This window comes from Sulfitobacter sp. EhC04 (assembly GCF_001650875.1).
Taxonomy (GTDB): Bacteria; Pseudomonadota; Alphaproteobacteria; order Rhodobacterales; family Rhodobacteraceae; genus Sulfitobacter.
Window position 1 is genome coordinate 11,127 of the sequence record NZ_LXYI01000047.1, and the last position, 19,403, is coordinate 30,529.

Annotated in this window: 32 protein-coding genes and 1 pseudogene; 14 read left to right on the forward strand and 19 right to left on the reverse strand. The window is 59.7% G+C overall.

The window, feature by feature from the left end:
• Positions 1-47: 47 nt before the first annotated feature.
• From A8B82_RS18790 to A8B82_RS18855, 16 genes and pseudogenes are all read right to left on the reverse strand, one after another.
• Positions 48-683 carry a hypothetical protein gene (locus tag A8B82_RS18790; RefSeq protein WP_138069806.1) on the reverse strand — a complete coding sequence of 212 codons (636 nt, stop codon included), beginning with the start codon at positions 681-683 and terminating at the stop codon, positions 48-50.
• Positions 683-898: a hypothetical protein gene (locus A8B82_RS18795; protein ID WP_067295933.1), complete on the reverse strand. Its 216-nt coding sequence runs from the start codon at positions 896-898 to the stop codon at positions 683-685. Before A8B82_RS18795 ends, A8B82_RS18790 begins: the two co-directional genes overlap by 1 nt.
• Positions 895-1,506, reverse strand: coding sequence for a hypothetical protein (locus A8B82_RS18800; protein WP_067295936.1), 612 nt, complete (start codon positions 1,504-1,506; stop codon positions 895-897). The genes A8B82_RS18795 and A8B82_RS18800 overlap by 4 nt, the downstream gene beginning before the upstream one ends.
• Positions 1,503-2,339 (reverse strand): DUF1376 domain-containing protein, encoded by an 837-nt coding sequence (locus A8B82_RS18805; RefSeq protein ID WP_161489476.1) that lies wholly within the window; start codon positions 2,337-2,339, stop codon positions 1,503-1,505. Before A8B82_RS18805 ends, A8B82_RS18800 begins: the two co-directional genes overlap by 4 nt.
• The gene (locus A8B82_RS24240) at positions 2,326-2,694 is read right to left on the reverse strand and encodes a hypothetical protein (protein WP_161489477.1); all 369 of its coding nucleotides are present in this window, start codon (positions 2,692-2,694) and stop codon (positions 2,326-2,328) included. Before A8B82_RS24240 ends, A8B82_RS18805 begins: the two co-directional genes overlap by 14 nt.
• Positions 2,691-4,379, reverse strand: coding sequence for an SNF2-related protein (locus A8B82_RS18810; RefSeq protein ID WP_067295941.1), 1,689 nt, complete (start codon positions 4,377-4,379; stop codon positions 2,691-2,693). The genes A8B82_RS24240 and A8B82_RS18810 overlap by 4 nt, the downstream gene beginning before the upstream one ends.
• Positions 4,376-4,738, reverse strand: coding sequence for a hypothetical protein (locus A8B82_RS18815; protein ID WP_067295944.1), 363 nt, complete (start codon positions 4,736-4,738; stop codon positions 4,376-4,378). The genes A8B82_RS18810 and A8B82_RS18815 overlap by 4 nt, the downstream gene beginning before the upstream one ends.
• Positions 4,735-4,971 carry a hypothetical protein gene (locus A8B82_RS18820; protein ID WP_067295947.1) on the reverse strand — a complete coding sequence of 79 codons (237 nt, stop codon included), beginning with the start codon at positions 4,969-4,971 and terminating at the stop codon, positions 4,735-4,737. The genes A8B82_RS18815 and A8B82_RS18820 overlap by 4 nt, the downstream gene beginning before the upstream one ends.
• Complete coding sequence (locus A8B82_RS18825) at positions 4,971-5,270, reverse strand: DUF2312 domain-containing protein (RefSeq protein WP_235604734.1); 300 nt, start codon at positions 5,268-5,270, stop codon at positions 4,971-4,973. The genes A8B82_RS18820 and A8B82_RS18825 overlap by 1 nt, the downstream gene beginning before the upstream one ends.
• A gap of 41 nt (positions 5,271-5,311) precedes the next feature.
• Entirely contained in the window at positions 5,312-5,791 is a 480-nt protein-coding gene (locus A8B82_RS18830; RefSeq protein ID WP_138069807.1) for a hypothetical protein, read from the reverse strand.
• Positions 5,757-6,023 (reverse strand): hypothetical protein, encoded by a 267-nt coding sequence (locus A8B82_RS18835; protein ID WP_067295954.1) that lies wholly within the window; start codon positions 6,021-6,023, stop codon positions 5,757-5,759. The genes A8B82_RS18830 and A8B82_RS18835 overlap by 35 nt, the downstream gene beginning before the upstream one ends.
• Positions 6,020-6,190 (reverse strand): hypothetical protein, encoded by a 171-nt coding sequence (locus A8B82_RS24245; RefSeq protein WP_161489478.1) that lies wholly within the window; start codon positions 6,188-6,190, stop codon positions 6,020-6,022. Before A8B82_RS24245 ends, A8B82_RS18835 begins: the two co-directional genes overlap by 4 nt.
• Positions 6,187-6,672 carry a hypothetical protein gene (locus tag A8B82_RS18840; RefSeq protein ID WP_067295955.1) on the reverse strand — a complete coding sequence of 162 codons (486 nt, stop codon included), beginning with the start codon at positions 6,670-6,672 and terminating at the stop codon, positions 6,187-6,189. Before A8B82_RS18840 ends, A8B82_RS24245 begins: the two co-directional genes overlap by 4 nt.
• 564 nt (positions 6,673-7,236) lie before the next feature.
• A pseudogene (locus A8B82_RS18850) lies at positions 7,237-7,362 on the reverse strand (ClpX C4-type zinc finger protein); the annotation flags it as partial.
• An 89-nt stretch (positions 7,363-7,451) separates the two neighbouring features.
• On the reverse strand, positions 7,452-7,910 hold the full coding sequence (locus A8B82_RS24025; RefSeq protein ID WP_138069808.1) for a hypothetical protein: 459 nt from the start codon (positions 7,908-7,910) through the stop codon (positions 7,452-7,454).
• 70 nt (positions 7,911-7,980) lie between these two features.
• On the reverse strand, positions 7,981-8,190 hold the full coding sequence (locus A8B82_RS18855; RefSeq protein ID WP_067295964.1) for a helix-turn-helix domain-containing protein: 210 nt from the start codon (positions 8,188-8,190) through the stop codon (positions 7,981-7,983).
• Positions 8,191-8,264: 74 nt separating this feature from the next.
• On the opposite strand from A8B82_RS18855, the gene A8B82_RS18860 reads away from it, so the two are divergent.
• On the forward strand, positions 8,265-8,978 hold the full coding sequence (locus tag A8B82_RS18860; RefSeq protein ID WP_067295966.1) for a S24 family peptidase: 714 nt from the start codon (positions 8,265-8,267) through the stop codon (positions 8,976-8,978).
• Positions 8,979-9,091: 113 nt separating this feature from the next.
• On the opposite strand, the gene A8B82_RS18865 is transcribed toward A8B82_RS18860, so the two are convergent.
• On the reverse strand, positions 9,092-9,523 hold the full coding sequence (locus A8B82_RS18865) for a DUF2513 domain-containing protein (RefSeq protein WP_067295969.1): 432 nt from the start codon (positions 9,521-9,523) through the stop codon (positions 9,092-9,094).
• Between the two features lie 171 nt (positions 9,524-9,694).
• Here A8B82_RS18865 and A8B82_RS18870 point away from each other — a divergent pair, with 171 nt between their 5' ends.
• The 12 genes from A8B82_RS18870 (at position 9,695) to A8B82_RS18925 (ending at position 16,914) form a co-directional block, all read left to right on the forward strand.
• Positions 9,695-9,994 (forward strand): hypothetical protein, encoded by a 300-nt coding sequence (locus A8B82_RS18870; protein ID WP_067295971.1) that lies wholly within the window; start codon positions 9,695-9,697, stop codon positions 9,992-9,994.
• The gene (locus tag A8B82_RS18875; RefSeq protein ID WP_067295974.1) at positions 9,991-10,233 is read left to right on the forward strand and encodes a hypothetical protein; all 243 of its coding nucleotides are present in this window, start codon (positions 9,991-9,993) and stop codon (positions 10,231-10,233) included. Before A8B82_RS18870 ends, A8B82_RS18875 begins: the two co-directional genes overlap by 4 nt.
• Entirely contained in the window at positions 10,230-10,562 is a 333-nt protein-coding gene (locus A8B82_RS18880) for a hypothetical protein (protein ID WP_067295977.1), read from the forward strand. Before A8B82_RS18875 ends, A8B82_RS18880 begins: the two co-directional genes overlap by 4 nt.
• Positions 10,559-10,735: a hypothetical protein gene (locus A8B82_RS24250; protein WP_161489479.1), complete on the forward strand. Its 177-nt coding sequence runs from the start codon at positions 10,559-10,561 to the stop codon at positions 10,733-10,735. Before A8B82_RS18880 ends, A8B82_RS24250 begins: the two co-directional genes overlap by 4 nt.
• Entirely contained in the window at positions 10,735-11,865 is a 1,131-nt protein-coding gene (locus tag A8B82_RS18885) for a hypothetical protein (protein WP_067295979.1), read from the forward strand. Before A8B82_RS24250 ends, A8B82_RS18885 begins: the two co-directional genes overlap by 1 nt.
• A complete protein-coding gene (locus A8B82_RS18890; protein ID WP_082899378.1) occupies positions 11,862-12,650 on the forward strand; it encodes a lambda exonuclease family protein in 789 nt (262 codons plus the stop codon). The genes A8B82_RS18885 and A8B82_RS18890 overlap by 4 nt, the downstream gene beginning before the upstream one ends.
• Positions 12,651-12,742: 92 nt before the next feature.
• The gene (locus A8B82_RS18895; protein ID WP_138069809.1) at positions 12,743-13,354 is read left to right on the forward strand and encodes a 3'-5' exonuclease; all 612 of its coding nucleotides are present in this window, start codon (positions 12,743-12,745) and stop codon (positions 13,352-13,354) included.
• Positions 13,351-14,061, forward strand: coding sequence for a hypothetical protein (locus tag A8B82_RS18900; protein WP_067295984.1), 711 nt, complete (start codon positions 13,351-13,353; stop codon positions 14,059-14,061). The genes A8B82_RS18895 and A8B82_RS18900 overlap by 4 nt, the downstream gene beginning before the upstream one ends.
• Positions 14,062-14,069: 8 nt before the next feature.
• Complete coding sequence (locus A8B82_RS18905; protein ID WP_138069810.1) at positions 14,070-14,306, forward strand: hypothetical protein; 237 nt, start codon at positions 14,070-14,072, stop codon at positions 14,304-14,306.
• The gene (locus A8B82_RS18910; RefSeq protein WP_067295990.1) at positions 14,303-14,995 is read left to right on the forward strand and encodes a hypothetical protein; all 693 of its coding nucleotides are present in this window, start codon (positions 14,303-14,305) and stop codon (positions 14,993-14,995) included. The genes A8B82_RS18905 and A8B82_RS18910 overlap by 4 nt, the downstream gene beginning before the upstream one ends.
• A 238-nt stretch (positions 14,996-15,233) precedes the next feature.
• Positions 15,234-15,641 carry a hypothetical protein gene (locus A8B82_RS18920; RefSeq protein ID WP_067295995.1) on the forward strand — a complete coding sequence of 136 codons (408 nt, stop codon included), beginning with the start codon at positions 15,234-15,236 and terminating at the stop codon, positions 15,639-15,641.
• Between the two features lie 193 nt (positions 15,642-15,834).
• Complete coding sequence (locus tag A8B82_RS18925) at positions 15,835-16,914, forward strand: tyrosine-type recombinase/integrase (protein WP_067295998.1); 1,080 nt, start codon at positions 15,835-15,837, stop codon at positions 16,912-16,914.
• Between the two features lie 42 nt (positions 16,915-16,956).
• On the opposite strand, the gene A8B82_RS18930 is transcribed toward A8B82_RS18925, so the two are convergent.
• Positions 16,957-17,370, reverse strand: a complete 414-nt coding sequence (locus tag A8B82_RS18930; RefSeq protein WP_067296121.1) for a MerR family transcriptional regulator — start codon at positions 17,368-17,370, stop codon at positions 16,957-16,959.
• Positions 17,371-17,485: 115 nt separating this feature from the next.
• Here A8B82_RS18930 and A8B82_RS18935 point away from each other — a divergent pair, with 115 nt between their 5' ends.
• Positions 17,486-17,743 carry a zinc ribbon domain-containing protein gene (locus A8B82_RS18935; RefSeq protein ID WP_067296001.1) on the forward strand — a complete coding sequence of 86 codons (258 nt, stop codon included), beginning with the start codon at positions 17,486-17,488 and terminating at the stop codon, positions 17,741-17,743.
• A 4-nt stretch (positions 17,744-17,747) separates the two neighbouring features.
• Here the strand turns inward: A8B82_RS18935 and A8B82_RS18940 are convergent, their stop codons facing one another.
• On the reverse strand, positions 17,748-19,367 hold the full coding sequence (locus tag A8B82_RS18940; RefSeq protein ID WP_067296004.1) for a long-chain-fatty-acid--CoA ligase: 1,620 nt from the start codon (positions 19,365-19,367) through the stop codon (positions 17,748-17,750).
• Positions 19,368-19,403 lie beyond the last annotated feature (36 nt).

Consider the following 19,403-nt stretch of genomic DNA (forward strand, 5'->3'; position numbering starts at 1 on the left):
GCGCTTCATCTGCCGATGATGCCAAAATGACCATTCCGGCACGTTTGTCAACCCTCGCGCCTCCCTCGGTACGACAACCGTTTACCCTTGATTCCGTCGGACACGCAGCGCAGTGCCAGGATCAGACCGTCAGGATCGACGCAGACCTCATCGTGAAGCACCACCCGTTTCGCCTCGGACCGGGATCTTGTGTCGGTGTAGCCCAGCCACCCCTCGACCTTCATCAGCGCGGCAGACGCCCGGGAAACGCGCTCCTCGTCGGTCCGGGTGTCTTCCACGCGCCCGATTACGACGCTGTCCTGCAGGAGCCGCATGCAAGCCGCGTGGCGCTTTGGTAGACCGATTGCGGCGTCGTGCTGCGTAACGACCTTGCGCATGTGGCAGATCGCAGACCACAGGTCCGCCCGATCAGCGGCGTCCATGGTCCTGTCGCCGAGGATGCGCCCTGCATAGCAACCCCACCACGGTGCCCGAACCTCGCCAATGTTTTTTGCCGTCACTTGCTTGCCCATAAGCCTGCACCTCGCCTTGAGTGTTTCGATACCGGGGTCGCGGTCCCTGCCTCGCCGCGATGGTCGACCGTTTTTTTCGCGCTTGGGTGTTTCTTCAAGCCCCAGACCTTCGCCGCCCACCGGCGCCTTCCTCGCCCGCCGTTTCGCGCCCTTGCTGTAGTTCTTCGTCATCATCTGCCCCTTTGCCCAAATCGCCTGTTTCCTTCGTTCATGATCGCCTGCCTCAGCCAGTCGTCATCCACATCCGCCGGGTCGATCACCAGCAACCCGAAGCGCTGCCATGCGATCTTGCGGGCCTCCATGTTCCGCCGATGCACCTCTTCGCCCGCTGGTGCCGGAGCATTCGCGCAGTCGTAGATTCTGCTGATGGCGGGTTGACCTCTCATGCTGCAAACTCATCCTCCGGGCTTGTCGGCATCCGGTTGAATGGCTCGCCGTCAGGCGGTGACGCGGCGACCTGATCAAGCCGTTCTGCAGCATCGTGCCGGGCGATCCATCCTTCCTCCATCAGTCGCGCCTTCTCCTCGCCGTAGATTTTTTTCGTGCTGAAGTACAAAGAGCTTCGGTATTTCCGCATCAGGTCGCTGGACACATCGCCGGTCCTCAGCAGAGCCACTGCGTCGCGACCGTAAAGCCAGCCATCACTGACCGATTCACCGGCGTTCATTCGCCGTGCCGCGATGGTCGCCGGGATGGTCGTGACCGCTGTCCGTTGGCCGCTCAAGGATCTGGATTTGTTCACATTGCTGCATGCGGCGCCAACCTCTGAAACCGTTGGCCAAGCCGATGTTTTCATCTGGTAGTCGAGCTGAGTTGTCACTTTTTCGAGCCAGCTCAGATAATCCGCTACCGGTGCCATTTTCAGGATAACCCGCATGAGTGCGTTGATCTCTGCCCCCATTGCTTTTTCGTTCGACTGGAGCGCGCGCCTTGGGCTGTAGCGGTCGAGCCACTGCTTGAATTCTTCGGTCAGAGCTTCCGTTCTGGGGTTCATTTATCCAACTCCGGGTGTTTTGCGATGAGGGCGGCAAGGTCAAATTTCACCCCTCCTGGCGGCGGTTGAGCCCTACCGTCTGTCGATGCTTTTGGAGCCAGCGGCGCGGTGTTTCGGAGGCCGGCAAGCTCCTCCATGGCTTGGTCGAAATAGGCAAATGAGGACGGCGGTCCATTGCGCTTTCGGGCCATGACCTCGGCAACGACCAAGCGCTGCTCATCGTCGGCTACGCCAAGAGCCCGCCACCGATCGACGTGCGCCATATCGGCACGGCCGCCCAGCATTTTCCCGCCGTGGCCAGTCAGCCCGGAAACCGGGTCGACGCCGATGGCGGCGAGGATGCGCTGACGATGATCCAGATCTGGATTTTTCGCGCCCGCGCTATCATCATCATCTCTTATCTTATCTTCTCTTATCTTATCTGCTTGGTTTTCGCTTGAAGCACCCGCTTCACCTAAGTGATTGTTTTCTTTTATTGCGGCCCTTTTTTCCGCAGATTTTTTACCTCCCTTTTTTCCGCTTTCTCTTGCGGTTTCACTCACGTTTTCTTTCGTTTTCGCTTCGGTTTTCGCTCGTTTTTGGGAGATTTGATCGCCGTCGATGAAAAGTTTTCCCCTCTCGACCAGGCTGGAAATGGCCTTTCTGACGGCTGCTGACCCCATGTCTTTGATCCATCCGGAGATCCATCCGGGGTCGTTGTTCACCGATCCGCCGTGCGCATAGATGAGGTCCAGCGTCACCGAATAGACGGCATGCTCCTTGGCCGTGAGGCCTTGGACGCCGCCGAGATACGCGGTGGGCTCCCGCTTATACCAGTCGCTACCGTGCTTCATTTGAAGCCTCCACAACGCGGAAAACCACCTTGCCTTTAGGATCGTTTCCCGCCCAGACAGACGGAAAATCCACTCGAAAACCTCGATCATCGCACCCCATGGCGTCGGCAATTCCGTCTATGTAGGCCTTCATTCGCCCGTGCATATTGTGGACGTCCCCACGGCGCGCCTTGGGCCAGTATTCAACGAATATGACGGCATCCGGCACAGTCTTGATGCGGGGCTTTTCCAGCGCCACAGCGCGGGCCAAAGCGCGGGCTTGCTTGGTGGCGCGTATCTTTGGCCACTTGCCTCCCTTGGCGTGAGGCGTCAGATCCTGTGATGGCCAAGGCAACTCTATCGTGCGAACGGTCATATCTCACCACCCCGCGCTTCCATCGTGCCGCGATCCAGCACGGCGCGGGCCAGCTGCTTGACGCGCGTTTCATCGACGGGTGTCGCCTCTGTGTCCACACCATATGGGTCAAGGATTCCGTGGGACTGGGATGCCTTGAGGCCCAGCACAGACATGATGACCGGATCGGACCCTCCGTCCGTCCAGAGATAATGGGACGTGACAGGTTGAGCCTGCCCGAAGCGCCGCAGCCGCCCGGTGACTTGAGCATGAACCTGCGGTGACCAGTCCATTTCACCAAAGACCATGTGGTGGCAGACGCTCTGCAAGCCATCGAGACCAGCGCCAGAACGCAACGACATGAACATCAGTTTCGTCTCACCCGACATGAATGCATTGACGGCGCGCTGTTTGGCTGCCTGGCTTTCGCTGCCGGTAAACATGACCGGGTTCAGATCGGCCAATGCCTCATTCCAGATCCGGTACACTTCCCGGTGCCAACCGGCGATGACAACGGGTTCGCCCGCCTCAACCAGAGTCCTGGCATAGGCCGCGACCGCCCTCGCCTTGGCAATCCCGGTATCTTGACGCAGTAAGAGGTCAAGTTCACGCGCCGCCTGACCGCGCTCATGCCACCCACCACCCAGGACACGCATGGCCAGTTTGCGCTGCAGTTCACGGTTGGATTCGGCATCACCCTCGTTCCAATCCACCTCGAAGATGACCTTAGATGCAGGCGGCAATGTCGCAGAGACCTCTTCATCCTCGTTGGTCCGGCGCAAGGTGACGCCCTCGCCCTGTAGGTAAGCCCCAAGTGCCGACGGATCTTTGACCACCCAATGCGATCCGTGCGCCACACACCAATTGACGATGAATTCGCCCCAAGATCCCAAAACACCGGGCGCGATGAATTCGATCACGTTGAAGATTTCAGACCCATAGTTGTAGATCGGGGTGGCCGTCAGCCCGATCACAGCGTCAGCGGCGTTTGCGAAAGCTTGAGCCCCCCTCCCCTTGTCGGTGCTGGTTCCGTGGCGCAGTTCCTGAACCTCATCAAAGATGACCGTCTTGCAGCCCAGCGTTTCGGCATAATTTCCCCATGCTGCGATGTTCGAGTAGCGAAACAGGTAGATGTCGGCAGGCTCCAGGTCGCGCACGCTGCGGTCCTTGACCATAACGGCGCGCAAGTTGGTGAAGCGATTGATGTAATCCACCACCCATTGCCGCTGGAGGTGCGGCTGAACAACCACCGCCGCAGGCAATCCCCATCCGTCAGACACCGCTGCCAGCGCAGATACGGTCTTGCCAAGCCCCACATCATCGAGAAGCAGCAAACCACCATTGGCGCGGGCCATTTCAGCGGCGCGCAGCTGATACTTGAATGGGCGTTCTCCGGTGCGGAAACCTGGGTCAATCAGTGGCTGATAGTCTGGGCGCTTCAGGGTCTCCAGGCGCTGACGTTGCGCATTGTAGGCGGCAACCCCTTCGGCAAGGCGCGCGGCGGCCCGGTCTGTAACCGTCAACGGGTAGCGCTGCATGAACCAATCCAGATCAGCGGCCCGATCAAGCCGGTCGCGCAGGATGAACGGCGGCGTCTGCCCCTCGGGGATACCTTTGAACATACCTTTGAAGCGCATGGAAACATGCGGTTTCAGGTCGATGAGCGCCCAGCGTTCGCCATCATAGTCGAGAGTTCCAAGGTTCATAACCAGCCTCTACTCAGTGATGCGATGTGCAGTTTCTTGCCGCCCAATTCTTTTATGGATTTCGGGAATGCGATGGCCGTGGCCAAGATTACCTCGGACACCTCGTCTATTTCGGAGTACCGCTTGATCTGGCGCAGGATGTCCGCGCGCCGGTGCCCGGTCTTAACCTCGATCGCGATGGTTTCGACCATCAGGTCAACACGGCTTTTCGCAGACAAGCGCACCTCTGACCGGACATCCATCCCCTGCGCCGCCAGCAACGCGGCAATAGCCGAATGGCTTGCCGCCTCGGTGGTGACATTGATCTTCGCGCCTTCGATTAGGCGAACGATGCGGCGGGCAAGAAATACGTTTTTCATGGCTCAGAAGCAGCCGCCAGCCGATACGTCTGCGAGGGCGCATCTTCCGGAAACAGCCCGTCCCCGACCGGCTCCAGCTGATCCGAGAGCTTGCGAAAGGTCAGCGCTGAAAGAGCGCCCCCCCCCAGAAGGTTGTACCTGGTCCGGTCGGACTCCTTCGTTGGATCTTTGAGTGTCACCATGATCCGGTCACCAGACCGAAGGGCGGAAAGCGCGGCGTCGAAATTCACCATCAGCCCATCCCCAGCGCTTCTTTATACATCTGGATCACAGCTTCCTCCTCAGCCACGTCGTCCTTGTCGCGCTTGCGGAGGGCGATGATTTTCCGGATCGCCATGACCAGGTAACCGCGCGACTTCGCCTCGCCGAAAACCTCTTTGATCTGGTCGGCGATATCCTTTTTCTCGGCCTCCAGCCGCTCGATCCGCTCGATGAACTGGCGCAACTCGTTGGCGGCGACACGAAACGATGCATCGCCAGGTGTTTCGATTTTTTCAGCCAAGTCGCCTTTTGGTTGTGTCATCGCGTTCATCTCAATCTCCAATCAAACGCACCTGTTCGCCGGTGCCGCGGCTATTTCGCGGTGGTCTTCTTGAGTGCAAATTCCTCGGCCATCTTGCCGCCAACACCGGAAGGTTTGCAGAATGGTGGAAGCTCAAGAATCAGAAAGCCGTCAGCGGATTCGAGGATCTTGCACGACGCTGCCGGGCGCTTGTCCTTTGGCAGCAAATCCCAACCCGCCATGTGGATGGATGCCGACCCCTTGATGCCACCTTTTGCGGTGAGGGTACCCTCGGGATTCACGGCAAGTCGCAACCTCCCCTCATCCGATCCTCGCCCCGCCTGTGCGGTGAATTTCATCCCGTCGATCGGGCCGCCGAAATATCGGTTCTGGATTTCCTCGCGCAGGGTGATCCGGACTTTTCTGATACCCCGTGTGCTGACAGTCAGGCTGAAGGTGATCCCGGTTCCTGGAGGTGGTGGCGCGGGCGGTGGGGCAATATCTGTAAAAGGCATCTCAATCTCCTGTGTTGATCCGGTCTTCGAGTTCATCCAGCCGGTGGGCCAGTTTTCGCAGTTGATCGGCCATCCCAGGCTCCACATGCGCAGAGAACAGCGCGGGCTTGTCCTGGAACGCCTCCCCATCGGGCCGGAGCGAGAACGTCACCCCATGCTCCGGGTGGTCGATGATCTGGAATGACACATGTCCAACCGGGAACCGCTCGCGCTTGAGCTTGCTGGGTTCTGGATGACGCCTCATCGCCTTGACGCTATGGCTGCTCATCGCTTGCCACCCACCTGCAACTGTACCCGTCGCCGAGCCAGCGCCTGCACCGCCTCACCCGGCATTTCCTCACCGCGCGCCTTGACGGCATCGCGCAAGGCATCCAGCTCCTCGACGGAGGGGCAGGCCTCGATCTTGGCGATCATGTGTGGATCCGTGTTCATCATCTGCGACCCACCCTGCGAAGCGCCGCACTCTCTTTTTTCGCGTACATAGCCATCACGTCGGCACCACTGATCCTTGCTGGTTCGGGTGGCTTTGGTTCTGGCCTCAGCTTTACCGGCGGGGGTGCTGAGCGCTCCTCAAGGGTCAGAGCTATGCCCCGCGCCCTGGCGAAGACCCGAACCGCTGTCGGGCTGCACTTGAAGTGCTTTGCCGCCTCTCGCGCCGTAATCCCGTTGGCGGACAGCGCGCGCATCTCAGCTTCATCAATCTTGCTTTTTTTGGCGCATCCAGACGGGAATTTGACGCCGTAATTATTTGCCATGCTCCTGAGCGTCGTATGCGGACACCCGAACTTGCGTGATGCATCGTTGAGGCTCTCGACATGAGGAACCAGCGATCTGACCCAGGCGGCACGGCTGTCCATGTTGCCTTCAAGCGCCTCGTGGTCCTTCTGTTCGGCCCAAGTGCGGATCGGGAGGGTCATCGGACTGCCCCTCCCGTAGACCGCTCTTGCAGACGGCCTTTCCTCGCAACTAGCACTGCAAGGATGCTGTGGTCTCGCAACGAACCATCAGCAGAACAGGGGCCTCGACCCCCACCCTTTCGGGTCTCTTTGGCGCGGGACACCAGTTGCCCCACCACACGCTTTGTCACCGACTGACAGACCGAAGCCCTGCCCTTGTCTGTGAGATAATCGGGATGAGAGTTGAAGGCGTCCACAACAGCCCCCTCGACCAGCCGCCACAAAGCTGCGTGCTCTTGCCTCGCCATGTAGGCCGGCGTTCGCCTTCCCGTGCGCCGGATCATCGCCACCACCCTCGTGGCAGGCCGCCGTCCTTGTTCTCAGGCTTCATGCACCGACAGGGCAGTTCCGCACGATAGATGCTGTTGATGATGCGAGACACCGACCCGCGGCCCATCCCAGGGCGGCTCCCGATGACCGCGCCGCTCAACCCGTCGCCGTCTCGCATGTCCAGGATGCGCAAGTACCGCTCGTCGTCGGCGCGTGTTTGGGGGGCGCTGCTCATGCCGCACCGCCCGTCGCGGCGACGATATCGGCGCAGAGATCCACGCATTCGTCGCAGATGAACACCGTTGGTCCCGCAATCAGCTTCTTGACGTCATGCTGAGCCTTTGCGCAGAAGGAACAGCGCAGCGGGCGTAGATCGGCCAAAGTGGCTTTAGCCTCGTCGCGCTCCTTGATTGCGATCTCTAGCTTGGCGCGTAGATCGTCGACCTCACGGGGCTTGCCGCCCAGCCCGGTCACGCCGCACCGCCTGACACAACCTTCACGCCGCCGGTGGCAGCGATCGGTGCCAGTATCTCGATCAGTTCGGCAGCCATCGGACGCAACCGCGCGGCCTCGCGATGATCGACATGACCGTCAGCAACCGCCTCCGAGACACTATGGATGAGAGCACCCATGGCCCCGAGAACCCGCATGTGTTCGGGCTGGTCCGTGGTTGCCTCGGAAGCTGATAGGCCGCAGACACTGAGAACGTCGCTGGCAAATGATGGCCCAAGAACCGCGCAGAGGGACAACAGAGCGGACAGCCCCGGTGTCGCTCCCTGCACATAGCTTTCCAGCGTGCGCGTCGGGATACCCGTGGCATCAGACAGCGCCGGAAAGCTGTGCTTGCGACCGCGACCAACCCGTAACCTGAGCGCGTCCTCGATGCGAGATGCCGCAAGATCATGCGGAACAAGGGGGGATTTACTCATTGGCGGCCCTCCGAATGCAGCGCAGGTTCAGCGCATGAATGAGAATCAGGGATATGAGAGGGAGGGCGCATCAGGCGGCGCTGGTGGTCGAACCATCAATCAGAGATTGATAGGCGGAAGTTGCTCCGCTCCACGCCCGAAAAGACGGCTTGAATTTGTCGCGCTTCCAGCGCCCCCAGGTTGTCTCGGCAATACCAGCCTGTCGGCAAAGCTCCGCAACAGGAATACCGCGCTCAGCCAGCGCCTCTTCCATTTTCGGGATATCATCAGGATGAAGCATAAATCTGCACGCCTTCTGCTTTTATGCATCTGTTATGCATTTCTGCAGATCGCATGTCAATGCAGGAATGCAGCATGACTATGCATATATGCATTGATAACGTAGCGGACATGAGCAAGTGGGCCGTAGAATACCTAAAGCACGTAGAGCGCACGACTGGGCGCAAGTTGTCGGCGATTGCTGTCGACGCTGATCTGTCGAGCACAACGTTGACCCGACCAGTCAACAGTCGCGATTATAAATTCCAAGTGAAACAAAGCACGCTTGAGGCAGTTGAGCGCGTAACAGGCGTGCCTTGGGCACCATTTGCATCTGGCGACCCCATACCCGATGTTGAGACTGTTGATGCTGACACGCCAGCCATCGGAAGCCGACAAATGGTCAATGTTTACGACGTTCAAGCCGCAGCAGGCGATGGCGCACTGGTCGATGAGTATGAGGCAATCGCGAGTAAGCTCTCCTTTCCGCCAGACTACCTGCGCCACATCACCTCAACCAACCCGGTGAACCTTGCAATCATCAGTGTAACCGGCGGGTCGATGGTCCCCACACTGCACCACGACGACATAGTGATGGTCGACACGACCAAGAAAAACATCGCCTATGACGGGATGTTCGTCCTGCGCCATGACGGACTTCTGAAGGTGAAGAGACTACAGTGGGGCCCAGGTAAACAGACAATCATACTTATTTCAGACAACACACAACTTCACCCACCTGAGGAGCATGCCCTCGATGAGATAGAAATTCTCGGGCGTGTGATTTGGGTTGGAGCGAAGCAACCGTGAAGCTGAAGTGGGCCGCAGCGTCCCAAGAAAAATAATGCTCAATCCCAACCACTACTCCGCCCCCAACCCGCCACTGGCGGGTTTTTCTTTGCGCCGACACCCCTTCGGCTGCGTTACATCCCAAGCGGCACGCCCATCTGCGCCAGCTTTTCGCGCGCGTAACCCTCGGCGACCCGGTACAGCATCTGGATGCTTGCCCCGCCCATGTGCCGCGTGGCGGACTTGGCGGCTTCCCATGCCTCACTTTGCCGGGTGATCGCCAGGAAGTCATGTCCTTGGCTCGTCAAGCGGTATGGCGATCCGTTGCCATTTATCGAGGTCATCAGCCCAGCGTCCACGAGCAAAAGGATGTGGTACTGTCGCCGGAACGCTTCATGTTTGGAAAGCGACAACCCGGCACCGCTGCTGTGATGTATCCAGGTATTGCTGGCTTCGAACTCATTCAAAAGTTCACGCAGATAGTCGTCGTCTCTGTTCACTTCGATTCCACCCCTGACAATCGCCCACAAGGCTGGATCGTCGTTGACCTCAAGGCAATGATTCATTCGTGTGAGACCTTTCTGCCGTTTGCGCCGACACCGCGTCGGCAGGGGTGTTGTAGCATGCATTTCTGCTATCGCACACGCGAAATGCATATTATCTGCATTTGTGCATTGACTGATGTAGTGCATTAATGCATATTCCCCCCATAGCCACACGGCAACGGAGAGACTCAGATGAACGCTTTCAACCCCATCCGCCAGAACCCCATCATGGACGCTGCCCTTGCAGCATCCGGCGGCAACAACGCCAGCGCCACAACCATTCTGCTCAAGGCGCTGTCCGCGAATGAAGGCGACAGCGATCTTGGCTGCCTGATCCACGCGATCCTGCAAGCGGGTCCGTTCTGCCAGCGCACGCACAAGTCCGAATGGGAGGACGCATCCCTTGCCTGCGACGATGTGACCAAATGGGCGGAGGCGCTGGCTGAGGCTTGGCGGATGTCTGCGGACTATTATGCCGAGGATGCGGCATGACCCACCTCACCTCCCTGCTCGGCGCGGAATGGTTCGACCACATCCTGCACCGCCAAGAACAAGACACCGCGCAATGCCGCGCGGCTGGCGCCGGGGACGGGCCTCGCCTTTCCCACCCCGAACCCCGGCGTCCCCATTACCAAGAAATATCCGACTTGCTGTTTGAGGATCAGATGCGGCGCGAGATGCGCGCAGACGATGATCTGCGGCGTCGGGTCCAGTTTGATCAGGAGACATGAACGTGAAGGATCAGCGCATCGAAGACCTTACCCGCCTGCAGGGCTATATCCGCAGCCTGATCTCCATGCGCAAGCGTGTCGTTAAACTGAGCGGTGCTGAATACTTGCAGATGACTCAGCGCGCCATCCAGAAGAATGGGGCCGATCTGACATGGTTGGGCATGGATATCGACAAAGCTGAGCGTGAAGCCCATGCGGCAGCCGTCGATTGCGGTCTGGCTGATCCCCGTAGCGCCGACCGGTATCAGCCTGTCGATTATCACCCGTCCAGCTTTCACCATTATCGGCATGTTCCGAGCAAGCCGCGATGCATGGGAGACGAGACATGAACACCTGGAGATACCCACCCCGCCCACCAGAGGCATCCCGCACCCGGTTCGCGATGATGGCGATCATGGCGCTCGCGGTTTTCTTCGCCGCCATCATCGGCGCGTCGATCACCGCCAAGGGGATCGCCAACCTCGCCCATTTCAACGTGACCTATATTGAAGGAATGCACTGATGAATGATCTGACGCCAACGGACAGTGGTAACGTGCTGGCCCTCCCGACTGGAACCGCCCTCACCGACATGTTCGCGCAGCCCGAGCAGGTTGACGACATGATCACGCGGATCGAGGCCGAGGTGCGCAGCCATGCGCCCGACCTGACAACCGCCAAGGGTCGCAAGGCGATTGCATCGCTGGCCCACACAGTCGCCCGCAGTAAGACCGCCTTGGATGGGGCCGGGAAGTGCCTGACCGACGAGGCGCGCAAGCAGATCGCGGTTGTCGATGCGGAGCGGCGCAAGATCCGCGACCGGCTGGATGCTCTCAAGGCGGAAGTGCGCAAACCGCTGGACGATTGGGAGGCCGCCGAGGAGGCGCGGATCGCAGGCATCAAGGGCATGTTGAGCAACTTCGACACGGGGCGCGCGGATGCGGAGAGCGGCCCCGACCATATCCGGCATGTCATCGCCGATATTGAGGCCACGCCCACCGGGGCCGATGTTTGGGCGGAATACCATGAGATTGCACAGACCAAGCGGGAATCCACGCTGAGCCATTTCCGCAACCTGCTGATCTCCGCCGAGAAGCGCGAAGCCGACGCCGCCGAATTGGCCCGCCTGCGCGCCGAGGCCGAAGAGCGCGCCCGTCGCAACGCCGCGGAGGTCGAGCGTCAGGCCGAGGCGGAACGTGCGGCTGAACAGAAACGTCTCGCCGCAGAGGCTGAGCGCCGCGCCAACGAGGAGCGCCAAGCGGCTGAAGCTCGCGAAGCCGAGCGTCAGGCCCAGATCGAACGCGACAAGGTTGAGGCAGCCGAGAGGGCGGCGAAGGAGGCAGAAGCCCGCGCCGCCCGGGAGGCCAAAGAACGGGAAGAGCAGCACAAGCGCGACTTGGCCGAAGCCAAAGCCCGCGAGGAAGCGGCCGCCCAGCGGGAGCGTGACCGGATCGCCGCCGCCCAGAAAGCGGAGCAGGAAGCCGCAGACAGGCGGCGCGCTGACGCCGAACACGCCAACCGGGTCAAGACAGCGATCCGGGATGCGCTGGTGCCCATGACCGCCCCCTACGGAGACGAGGATCTCTCCTTGGCAGCCGATATCGCTGTCGCCCTGCTCGATGGGAAAATCCCGCACATCGAGGTGAAAGCATGAACGACTTCATAGCCGAACCCTTCATCAATGGTGATTTCGAAGATCCTATTCCAGCCGATCACGGTGTTGGTGAAACGATCGGAAACGTCACCTATTACCGCAACCTCGTCCAGGGCAGTGACGAATGGTTCAAGTTGCGCCTTGGGGTTCTGACCGCCAGCGAAATGAAGCTGGTTGTTACGCCAACATTCAAGGCCGCAAACAACGACAAGGTGCGAGCCCATGTCTATGAGCTGGCCGCGCAACGGATCAGCCAATTTATCGAACCAACATATATCGGTGACGCAATGCTGCGCGGTCACGAGGACGAAATTGAGGCGCGGATCAAGTACGAAGAAAAGATCGCTCCGGTTCGTGAAATGGGCTTCATCACCAACAGCAAGTGGGGCTTCACGCTTGGATACTCCCCTGATGGCTTAGTCGGGGAGAACGGCGGTATCGAGTGCAAATCCCGTATCCAGAAGTACCAGGTTCAGACAATCGCTGAGCATGTCCATGACGACAAGAGCACGACAATCCCGGCTGAATTCATGGCGCAATGCCAAACCGGGATGTTGGTCGCCGAGTTGGATTGGATCGACTTCATCAGCTACAGCGGCGGACTGCCGATGGTTGTTATCCGCGTCCACCCCGATCCGGATATCCAGGCAGCAATCATCGACGCCGCCACCGAATTCGAAATGAAAATTCAGGAACGCATGACCGCCTATCGCAAGGGGCTCGCCGCGCCCGAAACCCGCGCATTCCCGACCGTGCGCCGCATCGAAGAGGAAATGATGGTATGAGCATTATCAGGGTCTTGGATTTCGAGACGACAGGTACAGAGCCGCCAGCACAGGTCTGCGAAGTAGGATTGTGCGACCTGGACCTTGAGGCAATGACCGTGGCGTCATGGAAATCATGGCTCTGCGGCGTGTCGGAAATGCCCCCCGAGGTCCGGGCTGTACATCATATCTCGCTGGCGGAATGTCATGGGTTACGGGAGTTCAGTCAAGCACAGGCTGACGCGCTCATGGATGAGAGCGAACCTGTTGCTCTGGCCGCGCACAATGCTGAGTTTGAGACAAAGTTCTTTGCTCCCAGCATCCCGGTGATCTGCACCTACAAGGCTGCACTCCGGGCATGGCCACACGCCCCCAGTCACAGCAACGGCGCGCTGCGGTATTGGTTGGAAGATCAAGGATTGATCGCCTTAGACCACTCCATGACACAACCTGTCCACCGCGCCGGGCCGGACGCCTATGTCACCGCGCATATCCTACTGGCCTTGTTCAACGCGGGCCACACCGGGCGCGAAATGATCGCCTGGACGAAGGAACCCCGCCTTCTGCCCACATGCCCGATTGGCAAATTTCGTGGCCAGCCTTGGTCCGAGGTCGAAGCCGGGTTTCTCGGCTGGATGTTGAGGCAACCGACGATGGAAGCCGATCTGAAATGGAATGCGGAAAGGGAAATTTCCCGCCGCCAAAGTGAAGGAAACAGACCATGACCGACATGAGCCAATTCATCGCTCCGAAAAGCGACCAGATGAATGCCGACGACCTGATTGGGGGTACGCGCACGATCAAAATCACCAGAGTGTCCGCGTCACCTGACAGCGCGGAACAACCTGTGGCCGTCAGCTTCGAGGGTGACCAAGGAAAGCCGTTCAAGCCCTGCAAGTCGATGCGCAGGGTCATGGTCAACATCTGGGGCGCTGACGCCAGCAAATACGTGGGCCGATCCATGACCTTGTATCGCGACCCCGAGGTCAAATTCGGCGGAATCGCGGTCGGCGGTATTCGCATCAGCCATATGACGGACATGAAGAACAACCGTGAGGTTGTGATGGCATTGACCGCCAGCCGCGCTCAACGGAAACCGTACACGGTCAAGCCGCTCCAGTTGCAGTCAGAGCCGCCGAAAGCCAGCGAGGCTGAAATTAAGGCCGCGCAGGATGATGCAACCACTGCCGCGAAACAAGGCAAGGCAAAATTCCTGGAATGGTGGAATGGCGATGGAAGGGGGGTCCGAGACCTGGCCCGGCCGATCATGGCGGAACTGACACGGCTTTGCGATGTGGTCGATACATCAGGCTCAGATCAGGACGACAACGACCCCTTCGCCGACGCCAAGCCCACACCCGAAGAGATGGCAGCCGCAGAGGCGGCGGCGCGTGAAGCGGCTGAGGCGCAGGGCCGGGAGGAAGGGGTGTGAGCGGAGTGGTGAGCCAACTTCTTTCTGCTGCCGCGCAGTTTTCCGGGGCTGTCAGTGATTTGGTCGAGGAAGCCCGCGAGGGTGCAATAAAGACCCACTCCAACGTCGGCTCCGGTGACACGTTGACCATCGCGGCGGACGGCCTTCGACTACTTATCGAGGCAACGGATAGCGACGACAATCCAGATGCTGCTGTGAACCAGTTGCATGGGGCGCTGATCCGGTTCCTGGAGGAGCGCCCATGATCTCCCCTCTCCGCGTTCTGATCGGCTGCGAAACCAGTGGTATAGCACGACGGGCATTCGCGGCGCGGGGTCACGATGTTTGGTCTTGCGATATCGAGGCCGCAGAAGATGGCAGTAATCGTCACATCAGATGCGATATTCGAGATGGTATTCTGGATGAGGGCTGGGATTTGCTCTGTGTCATGCATCCGCCTTGCACCCGGCTATGCAGATCAGGCCGCCGATGGATGAGTGGCCCCGGCAAGTGGACCGAGCCGAAACAACTGCCGCGCGGCAAGACTCTGGCGGATTTGCGATCAGAATTTGAGGAAGGTGTCTCGATCTTCACCTCATGTTGGAGCGCACCGATTGATCGCGTGGCCATCGAGAATCCTGAAATGAACGACCTCGCCCGCGATCGGATGCCGTCCGATCTGCCTGCGCCAGATATCGTACAGCCGTTCTGGTTCGGTGAGCCAGCCTACAAAGCGACCGGCTGGTATCTACGCGGGCTGCCCAAGCTGGCCTCCACCGATCTATTGCAGGAGCCGGAACGGGGCTCTGATGAGTGGAAGACTTGGAATCGAATCCATCGAATGCCTCCCGGTCCGGAGCGCACCCGCCTTCGTAGCCGCAGCTTTCCAGGCATGATGAATGCCGCCGCCGATCAGTGGGGTGGATACGCCCTCAAACAGGAGCAGTCAGCATGAGCCAGATCGTAACCGGAAACACAAGGGTGAAAACCGACTTCCGGAACAACAGTCTGGATGTCCGGTTCCGGGATCCTGAAACCGGGCGATATTTGCACCTGTCCGGGGCTGGATTAACGACCGGCACCGCATCCGCCTGGATCGGGACGCGGAAGCAGGCGGGAACGCTCAAGGAGCGGGCGGTCGCGCGAGGCGAGGATTGGCCGTTTCGGGCAGTTTCGGCTGGAGGGAAAGAGGCATGACCCACCCCAAAACCGAGGTTTACTGTGACAGCGGAGACGGCACCGCGTTGACAGCTTATCACAGTTGGAACGCTATTCACGTCAGTGTGGAGTCCAATCTGGTGGTTCTGTCATCGGTGTCCGCAGAGGCCTTCGGGCTCGCCTTGATCCAGTTGGCGCAAAAGGCGAAAGCCCAGCCGAATGCTGAACGGACCAACGAAGACCGTGTGGCCGAGTTTTCGCTGCAATTGGACCTGCTTCACGCTCTGACCGGCATGGATCCTGATCCAGCCGCCGACGGCCCGGAGACAGCCGTTTCGGATCTTCTGGCCCACGCCATGCATTACTGCGAGGCGCATGGGATGGACTTCCAGGCCTGCGTCGATCGCGGGACCGGTCATTTCACCGCCGAGGCGAACAGATGAGCCGGCTCAATGAAACGGAAAGTGCGCTGCCAAATCGGCTGTTAAAGCCATCTGACGCAGCCATATTCCTGGGGGTTTGCCAAAAGTCCTTGCAAGACTGTCGAGCGCGCGGGCTAAAGTGGGTCGAGGTCACGCGCGGGGCCATCCGCTACCGCTACGACGACCTGCAGGAATATGTTGAGGCGCAAACCAGATGCCATTCAGAACAGCGAAAACCCGCGTCTATCAATACGACATCGTCGTCAGGGGTCGTCGCTTTCGAGGCTCTACCGGGACGGAAGATTACGAAGAGGCGAAAGAGGTAGAAGCCAACATTCGCGCAAACGCAAAGCAGAATGCCGCGCGCGGGTCGGATTGCACTCTATCAGAGGCTCTTGGGACGTACATCAAGGACAGGATCATGGGAACAGCATCAGAGGCCACCACAAACAGCCAGGCGCGCGTCCTGCTGTCCTTCATGGATGGAAGTAAGAGGCTGTCTGCCCTGACCGACGCCGATCTGATGCGTTATGTCTCCAAGCATCGCGCCACCTGCGCCAACAGCACGGTCAACCGTCACCTGCAAATGCTAGGGCGCGCTATCCGCCACATGGGAAAGGTCTACAAGGCACCCCTGCCCGATCTGGACTACAAATCCGCCGAAACGAAAGAACCCCGTGAGCGGGTCCGGGAGATGTCCACCGAAGAACAGCAGGCATTGTTTGCCGCCCTTCCGCAGGAGTATCACGCCTTCGTCGCCTTTGCGCTGATGACCGGCGCGCGGATCAGCACGATCACGGGCCTGTTGTGGCGCGACGTTGACATGGCCAACCGCGAACTGACGTTCCGGCTCAAGGGCGACGACATGATGATTTTCCCGATCAATGATGAGCTGGCGGCGCTGCTGTCGGCATTGCCCCGCTCAAATGTCCTGGTGCATCGCAAGCTGGTGTTCACGCGCATTGACGGCCACAGCCTCGAACGCATCCCTATCGTAGCTGGCGGCGGTGTGTTCGGAACGGCGTTTCGAAAAGCCTTGAGGGATGCCGGGATAGACAATTTCCGGTTTCACGATCTGCGTCACACCTTTGCCACTCGCATGCTGCGCCGAACGCAGAACATCAGCTTGGTATCAAAGATGCTGGGGCACAAAGACATCGCCACAACCATGCGATATGCGCACGTCCTGACCAGCGATATGCGCAACGCTCTGGACGATTTCAGTGTGCTGGGAACTGGCCCGAAAATTGCCAAGCCCCAGAATTCGCCCCAGAGAGAACGAAGGAAGGATTAAATTACAATGCCTTACGTCACTTCTCCCTGTGCTTCCCAAGCTTTAGTTACGAGTTCGATTCTCGTTACCCGCTCCACGCTCCATTTCATCCAATCCATCCTGCGGCGCGCGCGCAAGCGCTTGTTTTGTCTGTTCCAGCAGGGTCAGGAAACGCTGGCTTGCCGCAAGGCGGGCTGCGACCTCCGCGATCTTGTCATCCAGAAAGCGCTGCATGTCCTCCGCTTCGCTGTCCTGTGCCATATACTGGCCTATGAACAAGGTGATATCGGCAATACTTAAACCTGCCGCCTGAGCGTCGCGGATCACGTCGAGGGTCAGGAGCGTATCTTCGGGATAGATGCGATAGCTGTTGGAGGCTTCCGGGTCGATGTCAGAGCGGATCAGCCCGTGGCGTTCATAGAAGCGGATCGTATCGCGGCTGACCTCTGCCCGCCTTGCCAGTTCACCGATGCGCATGATGCCCTCAAAACCGTTGACAATGGTCCATTGTTTATAGTTTACTTCGAACCGCAGGGCAATCGGCAATCAACTGCGATGCCCCAGAGTGCCTGACCCCATTGGAGGACACCACATGGCCACATCCTGCCAAAGCTGCGGCATGCCGCTGAACAAGGACCCCCAGGGCGGCGGGACCGAGGCGGACGGCAGCCTCAGCACCAGCTATTGTTCGATCTGCTACGCCGATGGCGCGTTTCGCCACCCGAATGCAACGGTAACCGAATTTCAGCAACACTGCGTCGAGGCGCTGATGCGCTCAGGCATGCCGAAAATCATGGCATGGCTGTTTACCCGAGGCATTCCGCGGCTGGAGCGGTGGAAAGGGGCCTGAGCCCCTACCCAATCAAGACCTCGCCAAACTCTTCGCGCAGGTTCCGTTTGAGCACCTTGCCCGTCGCATTGCGCGGCAACACATCGGTAAAGACCACCTTGTCCGGCACTTGCCATTTCGCGATCTTGCCTTCGAACACGCTCAACACGTCTTGCTCGGACGGGTCCTGCCCTTCGACCTTCACCGCGACCAGAACGGGCCGTTCATCCCATTTTTCGTGCCGCGCGCCGATCACCGCCGCATCGGCCAGCGCCGGGTGCGAGATGGCGATATTCTCCAATTCGACGGAACTGATCCATTCGCCGCCCGACTTGATGATGTCCTTTGAGCGGTCCTTGATGGTGACATAGCCATCCGGGTCCATGGTGGCGACATCGCCGGTGTCGAACCAGCCGTTGGTCAGGGTCTCTTCGGTGGTTTTCCTGAAATAGGCATCCAGAATCCAGTGCCCGCGCGTCACCAGATCGCCCTGCGCCTTGCCGTCATGGGGCAGCGGCTTGCCATCGTCGTCCAGGATTTCCAGTTCCACCCCGTAGACCGGGCGCCCCTGGTTCTCGCGCAGATGGTGCTGTTCCGCCTCCGGCAGGTCGGCATGTTTGGCCAGCGGGCGGTTGACGGTGCCAACGGGCGACATTTCGGTCATGCCCCAGGCGTGGATCGTATCGACCCCGAATTCCTCGCGGAAACTCTTGATCATCGAGGGCGGACAGGCCGAGCCGCCCACCACCGTGCGCTTGAGACTTGCCAGCTTGCTGCCGCTTTTCTTGGCCTCGCCCAGCAGGCCCAGCCAGATCGTCGGGACCCCCAGTGCCAGCGAAACGCGGTAGGTGTCGATCAGACTGACCAGCGACGGGCCGTCCAGCCCCGGCCCCGGCATCACCATGCGCGCGCCGACCATGGCGCAGGCATAGGGCGCGCCCCAGGCGTTGACGTGGAACATCGGCACCACGGGCAGCACAACCTCGGCGGCGGATATCGCGACACTGTCGGCCAGGTTGATGCCGAAGGAATGCAGCACGGTGGAGCGGTGGCTGTAGAGCACGCCCTTGGGGTTTCCCGTGGTTCCCGATGTATAACAAAGGCTTGAGGCCGTATATTCATCCATGTCCGGCCAAGCGTAGCCCGCATCGCCCTGGGCCAGCAGATCGTCATAGGCGATGATGCCGGGCAGTTTGTCAGCGGCATCGCCCACCGTGGGCTCCATCAGGATGATGTGTTCCAGATGCTCCAGCTTGTCGCGGATCGCGGCGACCAGCGGGACAAAGGTGGCGTCGATGAACAGCACCTTATCCTCGGCATGGTTCAGGATATAGACCAGTTGTTCCGGGAACAGGCGCGGGTTGATCGTGTGGCAGACAAAGCCGCCGCCCGAGACGCCGAAATAGATTTCCAGGTGCCGCCGGTTGTTCCAGGCAATGGTGCCGCAGCGCGCCTGCGGGTCCAGCCCCAGCCCCGTCAGCGCCGAGGCGAGCCGCCGGGCATTGGCCGCGACCTGCCCCCATGTTGTATCCTCGACCCCGCCACCGGTGTTGACCGAAAAGATCTGACCCCCGGAATGGTACTTTTCAGCGTGTTCAATCAGGCTGGAAATCAACAGCGGTTGCGACATCATCTGGCCTAGCATCGGGATCCTCCTCATCCGTTCTTTGCGCCAGAGTGG